This window comes from Mycobacterium sp. NGS69 (assembly GCF_059812165.1).
Map to the genome: position 1 here is coordinate 575,603 of NZ_JCALCD010000004.1, position 17,335 is coordinate 592,937.

Genomic DNA, 17,335 nt, shown 5'->3' on the forward strand with positions numbered 1-17,335 from the left:
CCGCCCAACCACGCCCTCGACGCGGCCCGGCGCCAAGCCGCTAGCCCCGGGCCTTGGCCCGCGCCCGGCTGCGGGCCCGGGAGGTGGCGTCGAGCTCGACCTTGCGCACCCGCACGATCTCGGGGGTCACCTCGACGCATTCGTCCTGCGCGCAGAACTCCATCGCCTGTTCCAGGTCGAGCTCGAGCGGCTTCGCCAGCGTCTCGATGACGTCCGCAGTCGACGACCGCATGTTGGTCAGCTTCTTCTCGCGGGTCACGTTGACGTCGAGATCCTCTGCGCGCGGGTTGATTCCGACGACCATGCCCTCGTAGGTGTCCTGTCCGGGCTCGACGAAGAACTGGCCCCGGTCGGCGAGCTGGATGAGGGCGAACGGCGTGATGGCGCCCGACCGGTCGGAAACCAGCGAGCCGGTGTGGCGGGCCCGGATCTCCCCCGCCCACGGGCGGTAGCCGTCGAACACGGCGTTGGCGATGCCGGTCCCGCGCGTGATCGTGAGGAAGTCGGTGCGGAAACCGATCAGGCCGCGGCTGGGCACGACGAAATCCATCCGGACCCAGCCGGCCGCGTGGTTGGCCATCTCCTCCATGCGGCCCTTGCGGCCGGCCATCAATTGGGTGATCGCACCGACGAATTCCTCCGGGCAGTCGATCGTCATCGCCTCGAACGGCTCGTGCAGCTGGCCGTCGATGGTCTTGGTGACCACCTGCGGCTTGCCGACGGTCAATTCGAAGCCCTCGCGGCGCATCTGTTCGACCAGCACGGCCAGGGCGAGCTCGCCGCGGCCCTGCACCTCCCAGGCGTCGGGCCGGCCGATGTCGACCACCCGGATCGACACGTTTCCGACCAGCTCGGTGTCCAGCCGGCTGCGGACCATCCGCGCGGTCAGCTTGTGACCGGACACCTTGCCCGCCAGCGGCGACGTGTTGGTGCCGACCGTCACCGAGATCGCCGGCTCGTCGACGGTGATGCGCGGCAGCGCGTGGGCGTGGTCGGGATCGGCCAGCGTGTCACCGATCATGATCTCGGGGATGCCCGCCACCGCCACGATGTCGCCGGCGACCGCCTCGTCGGTAGGACTGCGCTCGACGCCCTCGGTGGCGAGCAGCTCGGTGATCTTGGCGCTGGTGATCACCGGCACCCCGTCGACCTCGCGCATCCAGGCGACCTGCTGGCCCTTGCGCAGCTTGCCGTTGTAGATGCGGATCAGCGCGAGCCGCCCGAGGAAGGCCGACGCGTCGAGGTTGGTCACCAGCGCCTGCAGCGGCGCCTCGGCGTCGCCCGAGGGCGGCGGGATGTGCTCCATCAACACGTCGAACAGTGGGTCGAGGTTGTCGCCGGCGGGCGCCTCGCCGTCGGCCGGCTGTTCGGTGCTCGCGATGCCCGCCCGCCCGGACGCGTACAGCGTCGGCAGCCCAAGGGCGTGCTCGGCGGCCTTGGCCGCCTCGTCGTCGAGGTCCGACGCGACGTCGAGCAGCAGGTCGTGGCTGGCGTCCACGACCTCGGCGATGCGCGCGTCGGGCCGGTCCGTCTTGTTGACGACCAGGATGACCGGAAGATGCGCGGTCAGCGCCTTGCGCAGGACGAACCGGGTCTGCGGCAACGGGCCCTCGGAGGCGTCGACCAGCAGCAGCACCCCGTCCACCATGGACAGTCCGCGCTCGACCTCCCCACCGAAGTCGGCGTGGCCCGGGGTGTCGATGACGTTGATCACGGTCACCGTCCCATCCGGGTGATGGCGGTGCACGGCGGTGTTCTTCGCCAGGATGGTGATGCCCTTTTCCTTTTCCAGGTCACCGCTGTCCATGATGCGTTCCTGGGTGTCGTCGCCCCGGTGCGTCAGGGCGCCGGACTGCCGCAGCATCGCGTCGACCAGGGTCGTCTTGCCGTGGTCGACGTGGGCGACGATGGCGACATTGCGGAATGGCACGTCGGTGATTCTGGCAGCGGGGGCCTCAGATAGCGAACCGGCGGACTCTCGGGGGCCCGACGGCGTTGTGTGTGCGGTGGCGGCGTCCATTGTGCAGTGGCGGCGCGCCGGCCCGGCGTGTCGCGGCCCAGAATTCACACCCAATGCCCAGGACGCACACGGTCCTACCAGCCGCGACGGCGCGGCGCCGACCCGATCAACTCGTGGGTGTCCACCGCGTCACGGGTGCGGTACACGATGTACGGCCGGAACAGGTAGCCGATCGGGGCGCTGAACGCGTGCACCAGCCGCGTGAACGGCCACAGGGCGAACAGCGCCAGCGCGATCGCCACGTGAATCTGGTAGTAGAACGCCGCGTGCGCCATCAGATCGCCCCGCGGGTCGAGGATCCAGATCGACCGGAACCAGACCGACACCCTCTGGCGGTAGTCGTGCAGCTCGCCGAAGTGGGTGGCGCCCGCCAGGGTGCAGCACAGCCCCGCCACCAACGCGCACCCCAGCACCGCGTACATCAGCTTGTCGTTGCGGGTGGTGGCCGCGAAGACCGGCCCGTGGGTGCGCCGCCGGTAGATCAGCAGCCCGATGCCGACGATGGTGGCGAAGCCGGCCGGCACGCCCAGCAGCAGCGCCTGCAGGTGATAGAGGTGGTCGCTCATGCCGAGCGCCCGCGTCCAGGATTCCGGGACGAACAGGCCCATGACGTGGCCCATGATGACCAGCAGGCTGCCGAAGTGGAACAGCGGGCTGCCGATCGAGAGCAGTTTCGACTCGTAGAGCTGCGACGACCGCGTGGTCCAGCCGAACTTGTCGTAGCGGTACCGCCACCAGGTGCCCACGGCGGCGGATGCCAGCACGACGTAGGGCACGTCGTCCCAGAAGATCTCGATCAGCTTCATGTGAACCATCGTCACGCCCCCTTGCTGCGCTTCGGCGGGACGGTCAGGGTGAACGGTTGCAGCCCAACGGCTTCCGTGGGAGGACCGGCCTGCGCGAGGCGTTCGGCCCGGCGCGCCTCCTGGTCGGTCGCGGCCGGCAGCGTCGCGCAGACAGCCGCGACGGCGTGTTCGTAGGACGACTCGATCTCCGCCAGGGCGCCGCGCAGCACATCGATCGGAATCCGGTGTGCCGTCAGCAATCTGCGCCCGGCGTCGGGGTCGACGGTGGCGGCGAATTCGAGCACGACGGGCAGGTGGTCCGGCGCCTCGGAGCGGGGCGGTTCGACGCCCGCGGCGCGGTAGGCGGTGGCGAACGCCAACATCTCCCGGCCGCGGTTGCGGGTGTCCCCGGCGGTCCAGTACGTCAGGTACATGGTGGTGCGCCGGCGCATGTCGAAGGTCTCGACGTAGCGCGTGGCGGCGGACATCGGCTCGAGGGCGCGCAGGGCCGCGACCGTCCCACCGAGCAGCGCGGCCGCGGGTTCGCCGATGTGGCTCAACAATTCGTCGACGGTGTCCAGCCGATCGGCCAGGCCGTCATCCGGGTAAGCCAGCAGCAGCGACGCCGCCTGCCACACCAGCCGGTCGGCCATCACCCGATCGCTCGACCGTTCCCGGACCCGGGCCAGCAGCCTCATCGCTGCTGCCCCTCGGGAAACATCCCGGACAGCACCTGGCGGCCGTCCCAGTTGAGCAAGTTCACCCGCCCGTTCCCGTTGCTGCTCTCGCCACGCTGCCGCTGTTTGAGGGCGTGAAACGTCTCCACGGCGACCGGGACGGGGTGAGCACCGCTGCCCCCGCCGAACGGACCGGATTCGTACATTCCCGGGCCACCCTCGCCCGACAACGAGCAGCCCATCTCCTCGAGATCACGCGCCTGCGCGCTGACGGCGGTCGGAATGACATACCGCTCTTCGTATTTCGCGATGGCGAGCAGACGGTACATCTTGTAGATCTGCTCCTCGGTCATCCCGACGGACTGCGGGATGTGCGGCTGCGTCTCGCGCCCGAGGTTGATGTCGCGCATGTAGGAACGCATGGCCGCCAGCCGCCGCAGCACGCCCTCGACGACCTTCGTGTCGCCGGCGGTGAACAACTCGGCCAGGTATTGCATGGGGATGCGCAGCGCGTCCAGCGCGCCGAACAGGTTGCCCAAGTCCTCGCCGTCGTGACCATCGCGGCTGACCGCGTCGACGACCGGCGACAGCGGCGGGATGTACCAGACCATCGGCATCGTCCGGTACTCCGGGTGCAGCGGCAGCGCCACCCGGTAGGTGTTGATCAGCGCGTACACCGGTGATCGTTGCGCCGCGTCGATCCACTCGTCGGAGATCCCGTCGGCCCGCGCGGCGGCGATCACGTCGGGGTCGTTGGGATCCAACAGGATCCGGCGCTGCGCCTCGTAGAGGTCGGTGTCGTTTTCCACCGACGCCGCCTCCAGCACGCGGTCGACGTCGTAGAGCACCAGCCCGAGGTAGCGCAGCCGGCCCACGCACGTCTCCGAGCAGATCGTCGGCAGGCCGACCTCGATGCGCGGGTAGCACAGCGTGCACTTTTCGGCCTTACCCGTCCGGTGGTTGAAATAGACCTTCTTGTAAGGGCATCCGGACACGCACATCCGCCAGCCGCGGCAGCGGTCCTGGTCGACCAGCACGATGCCGTCCTCGCTGCGCTTGTACATCGCGCCGGACGGGCACGACGCCACGCAGGACGGGTTGAGGCAGTGCTCGCAGATGCGGGGCAGGTAGAACATGAAGGTCTCTTCGAGCTTCAGCTTGATCTCGTCGCTGACCTTCTTCAATATCGGGTCGCCGGAAAGGATCTCGGGTGACCCGGCCAGGTTGTCGTCCCAGTTCGGTCCCCACGACACCTTCATCGGCTCGCCGCTGATCACGCTCCTCGGCGCGGCCGTGGGGAACGTGTCACCCGCCGGCGCCGTGGTCAGGTTTTCGTAGTCGTAGGTCCACGGCTCGTAGTACTCGTCGATGGTGGGCAGCTTGGGGTTGGCGAAGATCCGCAGCAGCTTGCGGATGCGGCCGCCGTCACGCAGCCGCAGCCGACCCTTCTTGTCGCGGATCCAGCCGCCGCGCCAGCGCTCCTGGTCCTCGTAGGTGCGCGGATAGCCTTGCCCCGGGCGGGTTTCGACGTTGTTGAACCACACGTACTCAGTGCCGCTGCGGTTGGTCCAGGCCTGCTTACAGGTGACCGAGCAGGTGTGGCAGCCGATGCACTTGTCGAGGTTCATCACCATCGCGAGCTGCGCCATGACTTTCATCGGTCAGTACGTCACTTCCTGGTTGCGGCGGCGCACCACCGTCACCTCGTCGCGTTGGTTGCCGGTCGGGCCCAGGTAGTTGAACGCGAAGGCGTGCTGGCCGTAGCCGCCGGCCAGATGACTGGGCTTGATCCGCACCCGGGTCAGCGCGTTGTGGTTGCCGCCGCGCTTGTTGTTGGTCTCGGTGCGCGGGGTGTCCACCGTGCGCTCCTGGACGTGATAGACGTACACCACGCCGTCGGGCATCCGGTGCGACACGATCGCCCGGCACACGTAGATGCCGTTGGCGTTGGCCGCCTCGACCCAATCGTTGTCGCGCACCCCGATTTTCGCCGCGTCCCCGGGGCTCATCCACATCGTCGGGCCACCGCGGGACAGCGACAGCATGTAGAGGTTGTCCTGATAGGTGGAATGGAACGACCACTTCGAGTGCGGCGTCAGATACCGGACGGTGAGCCCCACGCCGTCCCCCGTCGGGCCGAGCTCCGGCTGGCCGAACAGCCGCGTCATGTCCAGCGGCGGACGGAAGACCGGCAGGTGCTCGCCGAGCTCCTCGACCCAGTCATGGGCCAGGTAGAAGTGCATCCGCCCGGTCAGCGTGTGGAACGGTTTGAGATTCTCGATGTTGATGGTGAAGGGGGCGTAGCGCCGCCCGCCGGTTTCGCTGCCCGACCATTCCGGGCTGGTGATCACCGGCACCGGACGCGCCTGGGTGTCGGCATAGGTGATGCGGCGCTCCTCGCTGCCCTCGGCCAGGTGTGTCAGCCGCTGGCCGGTGCGCTTTTCCAGCTCCCGGAAGCCCTCGACGGCGAGCCGGCCGTTCGTCGTCCCGGACAGCAGCAACAGCACGTCCGCCATCCGCTCCGCGCTGGTGACGGCCGGACGGCCCGCCGCCACACCGGAATTCATCACGCCGAACTTGGCGGCCAGTTCCTCCACCTCACGGAACGGCTGCACCGTGATGCCCTTGGTGGTCACGCCGAACGTGTCGACGAGCGGGCCCAGGGTCAGCCACTTGTCGTAGACGGCGGCGTAGTCGCGTTCCACCACGCTGACTTTGGCCATCGTCCACCCCGGCACGGGAGTGCCGCCCTCGTGCAGCCAATCCCGTTCGGTGCCATCGGGATACGCCATCGCGTCGGGGGTGTCGTGCTGCAGCGCGGTGAGCACCACGTCGTTGCGAGTGCCCAGGTGGTCCTTGGCCATCGCGCTGAAGGCGCGGGCGATGGCGCCGAAAGCGTCGAAGTCCGAACGGGTTTCCCAGGGCGGGTCGGTGGCGGCGCTGAAGGCGTGCACGTACGGGTGCATGTCGGTGCTGGACAGGTCGGCCTTCTCGTACCAGGTGGCCGCCGGAAGCACCACGTCGGACACCAATGTGGTGGAGGTCATCCGGAAGTCGATCGACATCAGCAGGTCGAGCTTGCCTTCCGGGATGTCGCCGTGGCTCGCCGGCTCGGCCTGTGCGTTGGAGTCCGTGCCCAGCAGATGCCGCAGGAAATACTCGCCGCCCTTGCCCGACGAGCCAATCAGGTTGGCACGCCAAACGCTGAGCACCCGCGGCCAGTTGGCCGGGTTGTCCGGGTCGGTCACGGCCAGCTTGAGCGTGCGCTCCCCCAGCTGCTCGGCGACGTACTCGGCGACGTCGCGACCGGTGGCGCGGGCCTCGTCGGCGACCTCGAGGCTGGACCGGTCGAACTGGGGATAGAACGGGCTCCACCCCATCGCCACCGACGAGGCCAGCAGGTCCATCGTGTGCCTGCCCGCGAACCTGCCCCGCCCAACCGGGCTGGCCAGCTTGTCGGCAACGTGGCCGTCGTAGCGCCATTGGTCGGTGTGGGCGTACCAGTAGGAGGCGCCGGGCACCTGCCGCGGCGGGCGCGACCAGTCGGTGGCCATCGCCATCGTCTGAAATCCGGTGAGCGGACGGACCTTTTCCTGGCCGACGTAGTGCGCCCATCCCCCGCCGTTGCGGCCCATCGACCCGGTCAGCATCAGCAGCGCCAGCACGGCGCGGTAGATGGCGTCGCTGTGGAACCAGTGGCAGATGCCGCCACCCATGATGATCATCGACCGGCCACCGGATTCCTCCGCGCTGCGGGCGAATTCCCGGGCCACCCGGATCGCCTGAGCCGCGGACACTCCGGTGATCGGCTCCTGCCATGCCGGGGTGTTCGGCCGGCTCGGGTCGTCGTAGCCGGTGGGCCAGTCGCCGGGCAGCCCCGGGCGGGCCACCCCGTACTGGGCGAGCATCAAGTCGAACACCGTGCACACCAGGTGGTCACCGACGCGGCGCACCGGGACGCCGCGCGCCACCGTGCCGCCCTCGCCGTTGACGGTGTCGAAGCTGGGCAGGTGCACCGGCGCGGCGTCGCCCGACCCCAGGACGCTGAGCGCCGGCTTCATCTCGCCGAGGTCCAGGTTCCACTTCCCGACGCCGTCCTCGCCGTACCGGAACCCCAGCGAGCCCTGGGGCACCGCAACGGAATTCGTCGCCTCGTCGAACGCGGCCGGCTTGAGCGCGGCGTTTTCGACGGCGTCTCCGATGTCGGCCGCGGTCAGGTTCTTGCCCGGCACCAGCATCTCGCCGCGCCGTTCCAGCTTGATCAGGAACGGCAGGTCGGTGTAGCGGCGCGCGAAGTCGACGAAGAACGGAACCGGCTTGCGCACATAGCATTCCGACAGGATCACGTGGCCCATCGCCATGGCCAGCGCACCGTCGGTGCCGGCGGCGCACGGCATCCACTCGTCGGCGAACTTCGTGTTGTCGGCGTAGTCGGGGCTGACGGTCACCACCTTGGTGCCGCGGTAGCGGGCCTCCGCCATCCAGTGCGCGTCGGGGGTCCGGGTGATCGGGACGTTGGAGCCCCACATCATCAGGTATGCCGCGTCCCACCAGTCGCCCGACTCCGGCACGTCGGTCTGGTCGCCGAACACCTGCGGCGAGGCCACCGGCAGGTCGGCGTACCAGTCGTAGAACGACGTCATGGCGCCGCCGATCAGCTCGACGAACCGCGAACCGGCCGAGTACGACACCATCGACATCGCCGGGATCGGCGAGAACCCGGCGACCCGGTCCGGGCCGTAGGCCTTGATGGTGTGCACGTGGGCGGCCGCGATCAGTTCGGTCGCTTCGGCCCAGCCGATCCGCACCAGACCGCCCCTGCCCCGCGCCCGCTGGTAGCGGCGCCGGCGCTCGGGGTCGGCCTGGATGTCGGCCCACGCCAGCACGGGATCACCCAGCCGCGCCTTGGCCTCGCGGAACATCTCGATCAGCACGCCGCGGGCGTACGGGTAGCGCACCCGGGTGGGCGAGTAGCTGTACCAGGAGAACGACGCACCCCGCGGGCACCCGCGCGGCTCGTATTCGGGCCGGTCCGGACCCACCGAGGGGTAGTCGGTCTGCTGGGTTTCCCAGGTGATGATCCCGTCCTTGACGTAGATCTTCCAGGAGCAGGACCCGGTGCAGTTCACCCCGTGGGTGGAGCGCACCACCTTGTCGTGGCTCCACCGGTCCCGGTAAAAGACGTCGCCTTCGCGCCCGCCCCGCCGGGTGACGGTGCGCAGATCGGCGGAGAACTCGCCCGGGGTGAAAAAACGCCCACTCCGTTCCAGTAGCTCCTCGAGCGGTCCACCAACGTGAGGTGTCACGGTCAAGAGAAAAGCCTCCTAGTAGGTCCACGTTGAACTTCGCCGTCGGGTTCGAATGCCGGCCGGGCGATGACGGGCGTGTTAGCGAAATCCATTGTGGCACATAGGTTTACAGGACAAAAAAATCCGTCGAGACGCGGCGTGGCAGGTGTGGCCACACCGTTCGAACAACCATCGGGATCGCTACTGGCATGCAAATCGCAGGTTACGGTGTTTCGGGACTATTACCTTCCGATTTCACGCGTGTCAGCTGCGATAGCGCTGTACGTTGCCTGCATGCAGGCTGTGGACTTGTTATGAGCCTGCTCACAGCGCCCGGGTCAGGTCCGGCAGCCAGCCGCGATCGGCCGGCACCCAGTCGACGTCGTGCAGTTCGGCGGCGGTCACCCAACGCAGCGCCCGATGGTCGCGCGGGTGCGGCTCGCCGTCGAGCAGTCGCACGCGGTACGCCCGCAGCGTCATCGTGTCGCCCAGCGGAATGTCGGCGCCGAGGCGCTCACCCACCTCGATGTTGTTCGCCACCAGGCCGAGCTCTTCGGCCAGCTCGCGGGCGAGCGCTGCGCGCTCGGTTTCGCCGGGAGCGACCTTCCCGCCGGGGAGCTCCCAGCGGCCGGCCAATTCCGGCGGCCGGACCCGTTGCGCGACCAAGAGCCTGCCGCCGGAGATGACCGCTGCGGCGACGACGATCTGGGTCGGCATGGCCAGGACGGTATACCGTCGGGGCGCGGCTCGCCGGGGGCGGCCATCGTCCCGAGAACGGTTTCATGCACCAAGGGAGCCGCTCGGCATCGAATTCCATTGGGGCACAATGCCTCTATTACAGTTTGAGCGCCATCGTGGAATACTTGACCCTGTCGGTCACGATCTCTACCGGGGACTTTCCAGAATCGGGGTTGGCAATGATCACCGAACCCGCAAAGACGTTCTCCCGCACGTTCAGGGGCTACGACACGGCAGCGGTCGATGCCTACCTCGAGGTGTCGTTCGCCAAGCAGAAGTTGCTGATCGACGAGGTTCAGAACCTAAGAGCCGAGCGCAAGGAATTCAGCGACGAGGCAGCCGCCCTGCGGATCGAAGTCGCCTGCCTCAGTGATGAGGTCGCCATGCTGTCGGACACCTCGCCGTCGCCCTACGCGATGCAACACCGGATGGCGAAGATGCTGCGGCGGGCGCTCGATGAGGCGTCCCGGATGCAGGTCGAGGCGCGAGCCGAGGCCGACACCCTGGTCGCGGCGGCGGAGGCCGAGGCCGAGGCCGCGCAGCGAGAGCACCGAGAACTGTTGGCGGACATAGCCTTACAGCAAAAGGCGCTGGAAACGCAGTGTGCGGAAACCAAGAGAAATGTCGACGCCGAAGTCGCCGGGAGGCGCGCTGAAGCCCAATCGTCGATCGATCGCGCGTGGGAGGAAGCCCAGCACCAGCGTGAGCAGCTCCTCGCCGACGCAAAGCAGCAAGCTCGGCTATTCCATGAGCAGGCCCGGCAAGCGGTGGCCGAGGCGAACCAGCAGCGCATCATGATCCTCGAAGAACTGATGGGTGTTGCCCGCGACCTGCAAGCGGTTCCGGCCAGCCTTGAGTCCGCATACCAGCAACTGAAGAACCTGCCGGAGGCGAGCGTCGTGGTGCCCCTGGACCAGAGAAGTCAAGCGCCGGCCGGTCCCGCCGTAGCCTCGTAGGTGACCGCCTATCCCAGATGAGAGGATACCTTCGGCATGGCTGTGTTAACGGATGAGCAAGTAGACGCCGCACTGCCCGAACTCAACGGATGGGAGCGTGTCGACGGCACCCTGCGCCGGTCGATCAAGTTCCCCGCGTTTCTCGACGGCATCGACGCCGTGCGGCGGGTGGGCGAGCACGCCGAGAGCAAGGATCATCACCCCGACATCGACATCCGTTGGCGGACGGTGACTTTCGCGTTGGTCACCCATTCCGAGGGCGGCATCACCCAGAACGACGTCGACATGGCGCGTGACATCGACGGGATCGTCGGAGGCTAGGCCCTCGAGGCGTCCCGTCGGCCGGCGACCGCCATCCAGATCAGCGTCGCCATCGCCGCCACGATGTAGATCAGCCCGGCCCAGGCCAGGTACCACGGTCGGCTGATCTGCCAGATCGTCGGTTGCGCGAAGCTCAGCAACCAGGGCACCCCGACGATCGTGAGTGCCAACCAGCCCCAGCCGACGATGCGGGCGCCGGACCACCCGCGCGGCGGCCCGTGAATCGCCCAGATCATCAGCGGCACCAGCCACACCCAGTGGTGGGTCCACGAGATCGGCGAGAGCAGCAGCCCGAACAGCTCGACCACCAGCAACCTGCCGAGCCGGTCGGTCGGGTCCAGCGCCCGCCAGGCCAGGACGGCCAGCGCCGCCGTCACCGCGAGGGCGCCCACCACCAGCGGACCGAAGCCGGCGTCGTGGCCGAGGATCCGCGAGATGCCGCCGCGCCAGGATTGATTGAACGACGTGGCGATCGGCCCGACCCGGTGCGCGTCGCCCAGCAGATCGGTGAAGTAGTAGCGGGCCTGATCGCCGACGACCAGGACCGACACGCCGACGGTCACCAGGAAGACCACCGCCGAGAACACGGCGGCACCCCAGCGCCGGGCGCCGAGCAGGTAGACCCCGGCGATCGCCGGCGTCAGCTTGATCCCGGCCGCCACGCCGACCAGCAGGCCCGATAACCACCAGCGGGTCGTCCAGGCCGCCCACAGCACCATCAGCATGAGCAGGACATTCACCTGGCCGTAGTCGAAGGTGCTGCGCAGCGGCTCGATCCAGATGGCGATCGCCGTCCACAGCATCGCGACGCGGTGACCGGCCCCGGCCGGCACGCCCATCAGGCGCTGGGCGATCCGGATCGCGCCGTACAGCGCGGCCATCGTCGCGACCTGCCACAGGAACGCCACCAGCCCAAACGGCAGCAGGTGCAGCGGGTAGAACACGACCGCCGCGAACGGCGGATACGTGAACGGCAGCGGGAAGTCCGGCGTCTGGTCGGCGTAGACGTAGCTGTACAGGGTGCCCGGATGGTCGATGGCGGCGGCGCCGCCGAGGTAGACGTGCAGGTCGACGAAGTTCGCGCCGTTCGGCGCCAGGTATGTCCAGGCGAGTCGCGCGGCGACGCTCGCGATCAGCAGCGCCGGGGCGGCCGCCTGAAGGGGGCTGGCCAGCCGCCGGGTGCGGGGCGCCGCCGGGGCGGCGGGGATGGTGTCTATCCGCCTGACTTTAGCCATCACCCGGTGTTCTGTGGCCGCTCGGTCACCGCCGTCACTCGTATCGGTAACGATCGAATAAATGCCACACGTGTCACTTGAGTCACACCAGCATCAAAGTAACTTCGGCCCCGGACCCGTCATCGACAACCAGGGAGAGTCATGCCAACCATCTGGACCTATTTGCGAGCGGCCGCCGTCGTGGTCGGTTCGTCCGCAGCGCTACTGACGGGCGGTATCGCCCACGCCGACCCCGTCCCCGCCCCGCCGGTGCCGAACATTCCGCAGCAGCTGATCAGCTCTGCGGCCAACGCGCCTCAAATCCTGCAGAACCTCGCTACCGCGCTCGGCGCCACGCCGCCCGCGGCGCCGGCGTCCCCCGGCATCACCTTCCCGGGGATGCCCTCGGCGGCCTCGCCCGTCTCGCCTTCGGCGGGCTTCCCGTCGATTCCGGGGCTCACCCCGCCCGCTGCGGCCACGGCCCCGGCGGCGACGCCGACCATCCCGGGCCTTGGCCAGATCCCGGGCCTCGCCCAGGCGCCGGCGGCACCCGCCGTCCCGGCCGCTCCGTCGATTCCGGGGCTGCCCGCCATCCCGGGCCTGTCCTCGCCGGCGGCTCCGGCCGCGCCGGCCACCCCGCAGATCCCGCAGGCGAAGGTGGACATGCCGGCGCTGCCGTCGGGCCTGCCGGTCAACGTGCCCGCGCAGCTGACGATTCCGCAGGATCTGCAGGCGCTGGCCACGGGACAGGCTCCGGCGGCACCGGCCGCACCGGCCGCACCGGCGCCGGTCAGCCCGATGTCGCCGCTGCTTTCGGCCCTGCCCTGAGCAGTTCGTTAGCCGACTAAACCGCCACCAACGACCGGAGGACATCGTGGCAACCACTCGGAATCTGTCCAAGGGTTTGGCCGCTGTCGTCACGGCGTCGGCTGCCGCGTTCGGGTTCTGCCCGAGCGCGGCGGCCGACCCGGCGGCGCCGCAGCCGACACCGCAGGCGAACTCGACCCAGCAGCTGCCCGGCCTGCCGGCGCTGTCGGAGCTGAGCCCGATAATCCAGCAGGCGGCCAGCAATCCCGGGCAGGCTACCCAGCTGCTGATGGCGGCCGCTCAAGCGTTCACGCACAACCCGACGGCGCCCGACGAATCCAAAAACGTTGCGGCGTCCGTGAATAAGTTCGTGGCCGAGCCGGGTGCGCCGGTTTCCGGGGCGCCGGAGACCGCACCGGTGCAGCACGTGCCGCCGTTGGGCATCGAGCCCGGGCTGCAGTCTCACCTGCCGCCGGGAATCGATCCGGCTCGCGCGGCGGGCCCGGGGCCCGTTACGGCACCCCAGGCCGCCCCCTCCGCGGCCACGCCGCCGGCCGCCACGCCGGGCACCGAGCCCGTCGCGGCCGCCGTGCCGCCGCCGGCACCCGCCGCGGCACCGGCACCCGCGCCGGCTCCCGCCCCGGACGCCGCACCCGCGCCCGCGCCGGCCCCCGCGCCGGGTCTGGGCCCTGACGCCCCGCCCACGCAGGACTTCATGTATCCCTCGATCGGCACGAATTGCCTTGCCGACGGGAGTAGTTCGATCGCGACCGCGCTATCGGTGGCGGGGCCGGCCAAGATCCCGACGCCGGGACCCGGGCCGGGCCAGACCGCCTATGTGTTCACCGCGGTCGGCACGCCGGGGCCCGCCGAGGTGCAGAAGCTGCCGTTGAACGTCACCTGGGTCAACCTGACCACGGGCAAGTCGGGCACGGTGGCGCTCAAGCCGCGCACCGACATCAACGGGGACGGGCCGACGACGCTGACGGCGATCGTCGACACCGGCTCGGGCAGCATCATGTCGACGATCTTCGGGCAGGTCACCACCAAGGAAAAGCAGTGCCAGTTCATGCCCACGATCGGCTCGACGGTCGTGCCCTAGGGTTTCCAGCCGGGCAAGCGACCGAGATGGCTGAGAATGCGGTCGAGGTCGCTCGCGCCGTCGGGCGCGGTGACGGCCGGGCCGAACGGGGCACCCTCCGTCGTCCGGTAGTCGCCGTCCGGAACGACGAACGTCAGCGGTAGCACGGCGGCCACCACGTCGTCCGAAAGCGCAAGGGGCGCACCGATGCTCCGCGCGACGTCCCAGCCGTGCACCACGTAGTCCACGAAGTGGAAGCCGATCGCGATCGCGCCGGGGAACGCCGCCCCGGGGCCGAATTCGGGCAACGAGAAACTCGCCTCGAGCACCCCGTCGGCGGCGAACGCGTCGAGCACGTCGGCGGCGGCCGCGGCGTAGCTGCCGCCGGGATCGGCCCCGACGGCGTCGACCACGCGGTCGGTCGCCCAAACCGTCTCGCTGGCGGCGCCGCCACGCGCCGCGGCGGCGAACCCGTGGTGCTGCGCGGTCATGTGGGCGAGCAGGTCCAGCAGGTTCCAGCCCGCGCAGGGTGTGGGTCGGTGGAGATCGTCCCGGGTGACGGCCGCGACGACGTCGACGGACGCCTGCACGGCCGCGCGGTGGAACGGTCGAACGTCAGATACCGTATGCATAAGCAGATCGTATGCACTCGCATATCGTCTGTCAACGCTACGCTTCCAGCATGGCGACCAGGCGTCCCGATCTCGCGGCGATGATGGCGCCGCTGGTTCGCGAGATGATGGCGGCCGAGGTCCCCGTGCTGCAGGCGCACGGATTGTCGATGTGGGGCTACGTGGTGCTGAGCGCGCTGGATCGCTCGCCGGTACGCAGCCAGGCCGCCCTCGCGGAGGCGATCGGCGCCGACAAGACCCGCATCATCCCCACCCTCGACGACTTGCAGGAGCGGGGCTACATCGAACGCCGGCCCGACCCGGACGACCGGCGCGTGCGACTACTGGCGCTTACCGAGGCGGGGCGGGCCGCGAAAGATGGTGCGCAGGAAGATATCCAGCGCGGCGAAGAGCGCTGGCTGGGGCGGCTGCCGGCCGACGATCGCCGCGCGTTCCTGCGCGTCCTGCGTCAGCTGTCGGCCGCCGGGGGTGGCGTGTAGCTAGTACGCCATGAAGAGGATGGCGTCGCGGTCGTACTCGAGGCCCGGATGGGCGCTGGCGAGGTGAGCCTGGGTGAGCTCGACCAGCTCGTCCTCGTCCTTGCCGGTGATGGCTTCGCCGCACGGACACGTTATGTGTGTCTTCACGTTGCCGCCTTTCCCTTCGCTGCTGCCTTCATCTGCTTTTTATACGATCGCACCTTCCCGAGGGACTGCGCGTCGACGATATCGGCGACGGACAGGTGCGCGCCCGCCTTGCCGAAGTCGCCGGCCGCCTCCCGCCAGCCCGTCGGCGTCACGCCGTACTGCTTGCCGAGCAGCGCCAGGAAGATCTTCGCCTTCTGCTCGCCGAAACCGGGTAGCCCCTTGAGCCGGCGCAGCAGCTCTTGCCCGTCGGGCTTGCCGGCCTTCCACAACCCGGCGGCGTCGCCGTCGTAGCGGTCCACGATGATCTGCGCCAGGGCCTGGATGCGCTTGGCCATCGATCCCGGGAAGCGGTGCACCGCAGGTCTTTCCGAGCACAAGGCAGCGAACTTGTCCGGGTCGTAGTCGGCGATCTTGGCCGCGTCCAGGCCGCCCATCCGGTCCGCGATCTTCTTCGGGCCGGCGAACGCCGTCTCGAACGGCACCTGTTGGTCCAGGAGCATGCCGACCAGCAACGCGAACGGGTCATCTTCCAGCAGCGCATCGGCCCCGGGCTCCTGCGCCAGGCAGAGCTTCGACATACGCCGACTTTAGCGCCCGGGCTATCGTGGCGTGGTGGTGGATGAGGCCAAGTTGGAACTGATGCTGGCCCGGGACGAGTTGCATCAGCTCGTCACCGCCTACTGCCGGGCCGTGGACCGCGCTGACTATGCAGCGCTGCGGAACCTGTACCACCCCGACGCGACCGACTCGCACGGTTCCTTCGCGACGGGCGGCGTCGAACAGTTCATCGGACAACTACGGGCCGCGGAACCGTATGTGCGCGTCTCCCAACACAACGTCACCACAACGAATTTCGTGATCGACGGCGACACGGCCCGCGGTGAGATCTACTGCCTGGTGTTTCACACGTTCGCCGGTCCCGAGCACGACATCGACGTCATCATCGGCGGCCGGTATCTGGACCGGTACCGCAAACACGACGGCGCCTGGAAGTTCAGCCACCGCACGATCGTGGCGGATTGGGCGTACCAGAAGGACCCGTCGGAAGTGAACTTCGGGCACCCGAGCACCCGGGGCAGCCTGCGCGGCCAACCCGGCCAGGCCGACCCGTCGATCGGCCTATTCACAGTCGACTGAACCGGTGACATCCTTTCGGGATGAGCGTGCGGGACGAGTCGACCGCCGGGCGGCAGTTCGTGGCCAAGCTCCCGTTCCCGATGTCCAAGGCGATGTCCCGAATGATCACCGACGAGGCGCGGCCCAACTGGATCTACTTCATCGTCATGGGGGTGGCAAGCCGTCGCCCGTTGTCGTGCTGTGCGTTCCCGGCGTGGAGCCCATGCCCATCGGATGTCAGGAGTACCGCGGCCCCATGGAGTACTCATCGCGGTTCGCGTGGCGCGGCACCGTCCCGGATCGAGTGAACCGGCCGGCCGACTACTCCGTCGCCGCCGGCGATTGGTTGTTGCTCGTCGACAAATTCGGCTTGACCCCGCAGCTGCTGGACAGGGCCCACACGAATTAACCGCTCTTGCGGCGGAATTCGCGGCGGCTCTCCACCGGACCGTGTGCCCGCGAGTGCTTGTCGCCGCCGTCTTTGTGATCGGATGCGCCCGCCGACTTGGCCTTCTTGCGGTCGAGGGCTTCGCGGAACTTGCGCTTCGTGTCGTCCTCGTGTTCGGAGTTCGATTCGGCCATACCGGCAGCCTAGCCTGGACGGGCGCGCGTGGCTCCTGGTTTTACCGCTTACCCGGCGGCATGCCGTAGACGTGCGAGATCCGCAGCGTCATCAGCACCCGCCGGTCGGTGACCATCGCCTCCCGGAATTCATCCCAGTCCGGGTGCTCGCCGGCGATGTTGCGATACAAGGAAATCAGCGCCTCGACGGTCTCGTCGCCGGGCGCGGCGGCCGGGGGCGTCAGCTCGGCTGTCCCCTCGGCGACGGCATACGACCATCCGTCGTCGGCGTCGACCAGGATCGAGGCACGCGGATCGCGGCGCAGGTTGCGCGTCTTTGCCCGCGGCTCGGTGATCGACACGCGCACCACCAACTCGCGCGGGTCGAAGTGATAGCTCACGTTCGACAGTTGGGGCCGCCCGTCGCGCTTGATGGTGGCCAGCACCCCGAGAGAGTTCCCGCTGATCACGGCCAACAGCTTGTCGTCGAAGACTTGGCGTCCCATGCACCGA

General features: G+C 68.8%; 19 protein-coding genes. 7 read left to right on the plus strand and 12 right to left on the minus strand.

Going from position 1 to position 17,335, the window contains the following annotated elements; translation table 11 throughout:
- Positions 1 to 40: 40 nt before the first annotated feature.
- From typA to AC5Y2S_RS15510, 6 genes are all read right to left on the minus strand, one after another.
- On the minus strand, positions 41 to 1,930 hold the full coding sequence (gene typA / locus AC5Y2S_RS15485) for a translational GTPase TypA (RefSeq protein ID WP_499956955.1): 1,890 nt from the start codon (positions 1,928 to 1,930) through the stop codon (positions 41 to 43).
- 164 nt (positions 1,931 to 2,094) lie between these two features.
- Complete coding sequence (narI, locus tag AC5Y2S_RS15490; protein ID WP_499904722.1) at positions 2,095 to 2,835, minus strand: respiratory nitrate reductase subunit gamma; 741 nt, start codon at positions 2,833 to 2,835, stop codon at positions 2,095 to 2,097.
- Positions 2,836 to 2,837: 2 nt separating this feature from the next.
- Complete coding sequence (gene narJ / locus AC5Y2S_RS15495; protein ID WP_499956956.1) at positions 2,838 to 3,503, minus strand: nitrate reductase molybdenum cofactor assembly chaperone; 666 nt, start codon at positions 3,501 to 3,503, stop codon at positions 2,838 to 2,840.
- The gene (gene narH, locus AC5Y2S_RS15500) at positions 3,500 to 5,140 is read right to left on the minus strand and encodes a nitrate reductase subunit beta (protein ID WP_499956957.1); all 1,641 of its coding nucleotides are present in this window, start codon (positions 5,138 to 5,140) and stop codon (positions 3,500 to 3,502) included. The genes narJ and narH overlap by 4 nt, the downstream gene beginning before the upstream one ends.
- A 3-nt stretch (positions 5,141 to 5,143) precedes the next feature.
- The gene (locus tag AC5Y2S_RS15505; RefSeq protein ID WP_499956958.1) at positions 5,144 to 8,794 is read right to left on the minus strand and encodes a nitrate reductase subunit alpha; all 3,651 of its coding nucleotides are present in this window, start codon (positions 8,792 to 8,794) and stop codon (positions 5,144 to 5,146) included.
- 300 nt (positions 8,795 to 9,094) lie between these two features.
- Positions 9,095 to 9,487 carry a (deoxy)nucleoside triphosphate pyrophosphohydrolase gene (locus AC5Y2S_RS15510; RefSeq protein WP_499956959.1) on the minus strand — a complete coding sequence of 131 codons (393 nt, stop codon included), beginning with the start codon at positions 9,485 to 9,487 and terminating at the stop codon, positions 9,095 to 9,097.
- Between the two features lie 200 nt (positions 9,488 to 9,687).
- Between AC5Y2S_RS15510 and AC5Y2S_RS15515 the strand changes: the two genes are divergently transcribed.
- Positions 9,688 to 10,464, plus strand: a complete 777-nt coding sequence (locus AC5Y2S_RS15515; RefSeq protein WP_499956960.1) for a DivIVA domain-containing protein — start codon at positions 9,688 to 9,690, stop codon at positions 10,462 to 10,464.
- 36 nt (positions 10,465 to 10,500) lie between these two features.
- A complete protein-coding gene (locus AC5Y2S_RS15520; RefSeq protein ID WP_499904732.1) occupies positions 10,501 to 10,785 on the plus strand; it encodes a 4a-hydroxytetrahydrobiopterin dehydratase in 285 nt (94 codons plus the stop codon).
- Here AC5Y2S_RS15520 and AC5Y2S_RS15525 read toward each other — a convergent pair.
- Positions 10,782 to 12,020 (minus strand): mannosyltransferase, encoded by a 1,239-nt coding sequence (locus AC5Y2S_RS15525; protein WP_499956961.1) that lies wholly within the window; start codon positions 12,018 to 12,020, stop codon positions 10,782 to 10,784. The two genes, AC5Y2S_RS15520 and AC5Y2S_RS15525, sit on opposite strands and share 4 nt — an antisense overlap.
- Positions 12,021 to 12,161: 141 nt before the next feature.
- Here AC5Y2S_RS15525 and AC5Y2S_RS15530 point away from each other — a divergent pair, with 141 nt between their 5' ends.
- Together AC5Y2S_RS15530 and AC5Y2S_RS15535 are read left to right on the plus strand one after the other, a co-directional pair.
- Complete coding sequence (locus AC5Y2S_RS15530) at positions 12,162 to 12,827, plus strand: hypothetical protein (RefSeq protein ID WP_499956962.1); 666 nt, start codon at positions 12,162 to 12,164, stop codon at positions 12,825 to 12,827.
- Positions 12,828 to 12,873: 46 nt separating this feature from the next.
- On the plus strand, positions 12,874 to 13,908 hold the full coding sequence (locus AC5Y2S_RS15535) for an Rv1157c family protein (protein ID WP_499956963.1): 1,035 nt from the start codon (positions 12,874 to 12,876) through the stop codon (positions 13,906 to 13,908).
- Here AC5Y2S_RS15535 and AC5Y2S_RS15540 read toward each other — a convergent pair.
- Complete coding sequence (locus tag AC5Y2S_RS15540) at positions 13,905 to 14,519, minus strand: TIGR03086 family metal-binding protein (protein ID WP_499956964.1); 615 nt, start codon at positions 14,517 to 14,519, stop codon at positions 13,905 to 13,907. The genes AC5Y2S_RS15535 and AC5Y2S_RS15540 overlap by 4 nt on opposite strands.
- 50 nt (positions 14,520 to 14,569) lie before the next feature.
- On the opposite strand from AC5Y2S_RS15540, the gene AC5Y2S_RS15545 reads away from it, so the two are divergent.
- Positions 14,570 to 14,998, plus strand: coding sequence for a MarR family winged helix-turn-helix transcriptional regulator (locus tag AC5Y2S_RS15545; RefSeq protein WP_499956965.1), 429 nt, complete (start codon positions 14,570 to 14,572; stop codon positions 14,996 to 14,998).
- Here AC5Y2S_RS15545 and AC5Y2S_RS15550 read toward each other — a convergent pair whose 3' ends face one another.
- Both AC5Y2S_RS15550 and AC5Y2S_RS15555 read right to left on the minus strand, forming a co-directional pair.
- On the minus strand, positions 14,999 to 15,145 hold the full coding sequence (locus AC5Y2S_RS15550; RefSeq protein WP_068103058.1) for a DUF1059 domain-containing protein: 147 nt from the start codon (positions 15,143 to 15,145) through the stop codon (positions 14,999 to 15,001). It lies immediately after the preceding gene.
- Positions 15,142 to 15,723 carry an HhH-GPD-type base excision DNA repair protein gene (locus AC5Y2S_RS15555; protein WP_499956966.1) on the minus strand — a complete coding sequence of 194 codons (582 nt, stop codon included), beginning with the start codon at positions 15,721 to 15,723 and terminating at the stop codon, positions 15,142 to 15,144. The genes AC5Y2S_RS15550 and AC5Y2S_RS15555 overlap by 4 nt, the downstream gene beginning before the upstream one ends.
- A gap of 31 nt (positions 15,724 to 15,754) precedes the next feature.
- Here AC5Y2S_RS15555 and AC5Y2S_RS15560 point away from each other — a divergent pair, with 31 nt between their 5' ends.
- Together AC5Y2S_RS15560 and AC5Y2S_RS15565 are read left to right on the plus strand one after the other, a co-directional pair.
- Positions 15,755 to 16,282, plus strand: a complete 528-nt coding sequence (locus AC5Y2S_RS15560; protein ID WP_499956967.1) for a nuclear transport factor 2 family protein — start codon at positions 15,755 to 15,757, stop codon at positions 16,280 to 16,282.
- A 235-nt stretch (positions 16,283 to 16,517) separates the two neighbouring features.
- Complete coding sequence (locus AC5Y2S_RS15565; protein WP_499956968.1) at positions 16,518 to 16,670, plus strand: hypothetical protein; 153 nt, start codon at positions 16,518 to 16,520, stop codon at positions 16,668 to 16,670.
- Here AC5Y2S_RS15565 and AC5Y2S_RS15570 read toward each other — a convergent pair.
- Both AC5Y2S_RS15570 and AC5Y2S_RS15575 read right to left on the minus strand, forming a co-directional pair.
- Positions 16,667 to 16,843, minus strand: a complete 177-nt coding sequence (locus AC5Y2S_RS15570; RefSeq protein ID WP_499883646.1) for a DUF5302 domain-containing protein — start codon at positions 16,841 to 16,843, stop codon at positions 16,667 to 16,669. The two genes, AC5Y2S_RS15565 and AC5Y2S_RS15570, sit on opposite strands and share 4 nt — an antisense overlap.
- A gap of 41 nt (positions 16,844 to 16,884) precedes the next feature.
- Positions 16,885 to 17,328: a PPOX class F420-dependent oxidoreductase gene (locus AC5Y2S_RS15575; RefSeq protein WP_499956969.1), complete on the minus strand. Its 444-nt coding sequence runs from the start codon at positions 17,326 to 17,328 to the stop codon at positions 16,885 to 16,887.
- Positions 17,329 to 17,335: the final 7 nt, after the last annotated feature.

Excerpts from the sequence above, each read along its gene's own strand:
- narI (WP_499904722.1), bottom strand. The coding sequence starts at position 2,835 with ATGGTTCACATGAAGCTGATCGAGATCTTCTGGGACGACGTGCCCTAC.
- narJ (WP_499956956.1), bottom strand. The coding sequence starts at position 3,503 with ATGAGGCTGCTGGCCCGGGTCCGGGAACGGTCGAGCGATCGGGTGATG.
- narH (WP_499956957.1), bottom strand. The coding sequence starts at position 5,140 with ATGAAAGTCATGGCGCAGCTCGCGATGGTGATGAACCTCGACAAGTGC.
- AC5Y2S_RS15510 (WP_499956959.1), bottom strand. The coding sequence starts at position 9,487 with ATGCCGACCCAGATCGTCGTCGCCGCAGCGGTCATCTCCGGCGGCAGG.
- AC5Y2S_RS15515 (WP_499956960.1), top strand. The coding sequence starts at position 9,688 with ATGATCACCGAACCCGCAAAGACGTTCTCCCGCACGTTCAGGGGCTAC.
- AC5Y2S_RS15520 (WP_499904732.1), top strand. The coding sequence starts at position 10,501 with ATGGCTGTGTTAACGGATGAGCAAGTAGACGCCGCACTGCCCGAACTC.
- AC5Y2S_RS15525 (WP_499956961.1), bottom strand. The coding sequence starts at position 12,020 with ATGGCTAAAGTCAGGCGGATAGACACCATCCCCGCCGCCCCGGCGGCG.
- AC5Y2S_RS15530 (WP_499956962.1), top strand. The coding sequence starts at position 12,162 with ATGCCAACCATCTGGACCTATTTGCGAGCGGCCGCCGTCGTGGTCGGT.
- AC5Y2S_RS15540 (WP_499956964.1), bottom strand. The coding sequence starts at position 14,519 with ATGCATACGGTATCTGACGTTCGACCGTTCCACCGCGCGGCCGTGCAG.
- AC5Y2S_RS15545 (WP_499956965.1), top strand. The coding sequence starts at position 14,570 with ATGGCGACCAGGCGTCCCGATCTCGCGGCGATGATGGCGCCGCTGGTT.
- AC5Y2S_RS15555 (WP_499956966.1), bottom strand. The coding sequence starts at position 15,723 with ATGTCGAAGCTCTGCCTGGCGCAGGAGCCCGGGGCCGATGCGCTGCTG.
- AC5Y2S_RS15565 (WP_499956968.1), top strand. The coding sequence starts at position 16,518 with ATGGAGTACTCATCGCGGTTCGCGTGGCGCGGCACCGTCCCGGATCGA.
- AC5Y2S_RS15570 (WP_499883646.1), bottom strand. The coding sequence starts at position 16,843 with ATGGCCGAATCGAACTCCGAACACGAGGACGACACGAAGCGCAAGTTC.
- AC5Y2S_RS15575 (WP_499956969.1), bottom strand. The coding sequence starts at position 17,328 with ATGGGACGCCAAGTCTTCGACGACAAGCTGTTGGCCGTGATCAGCGGG.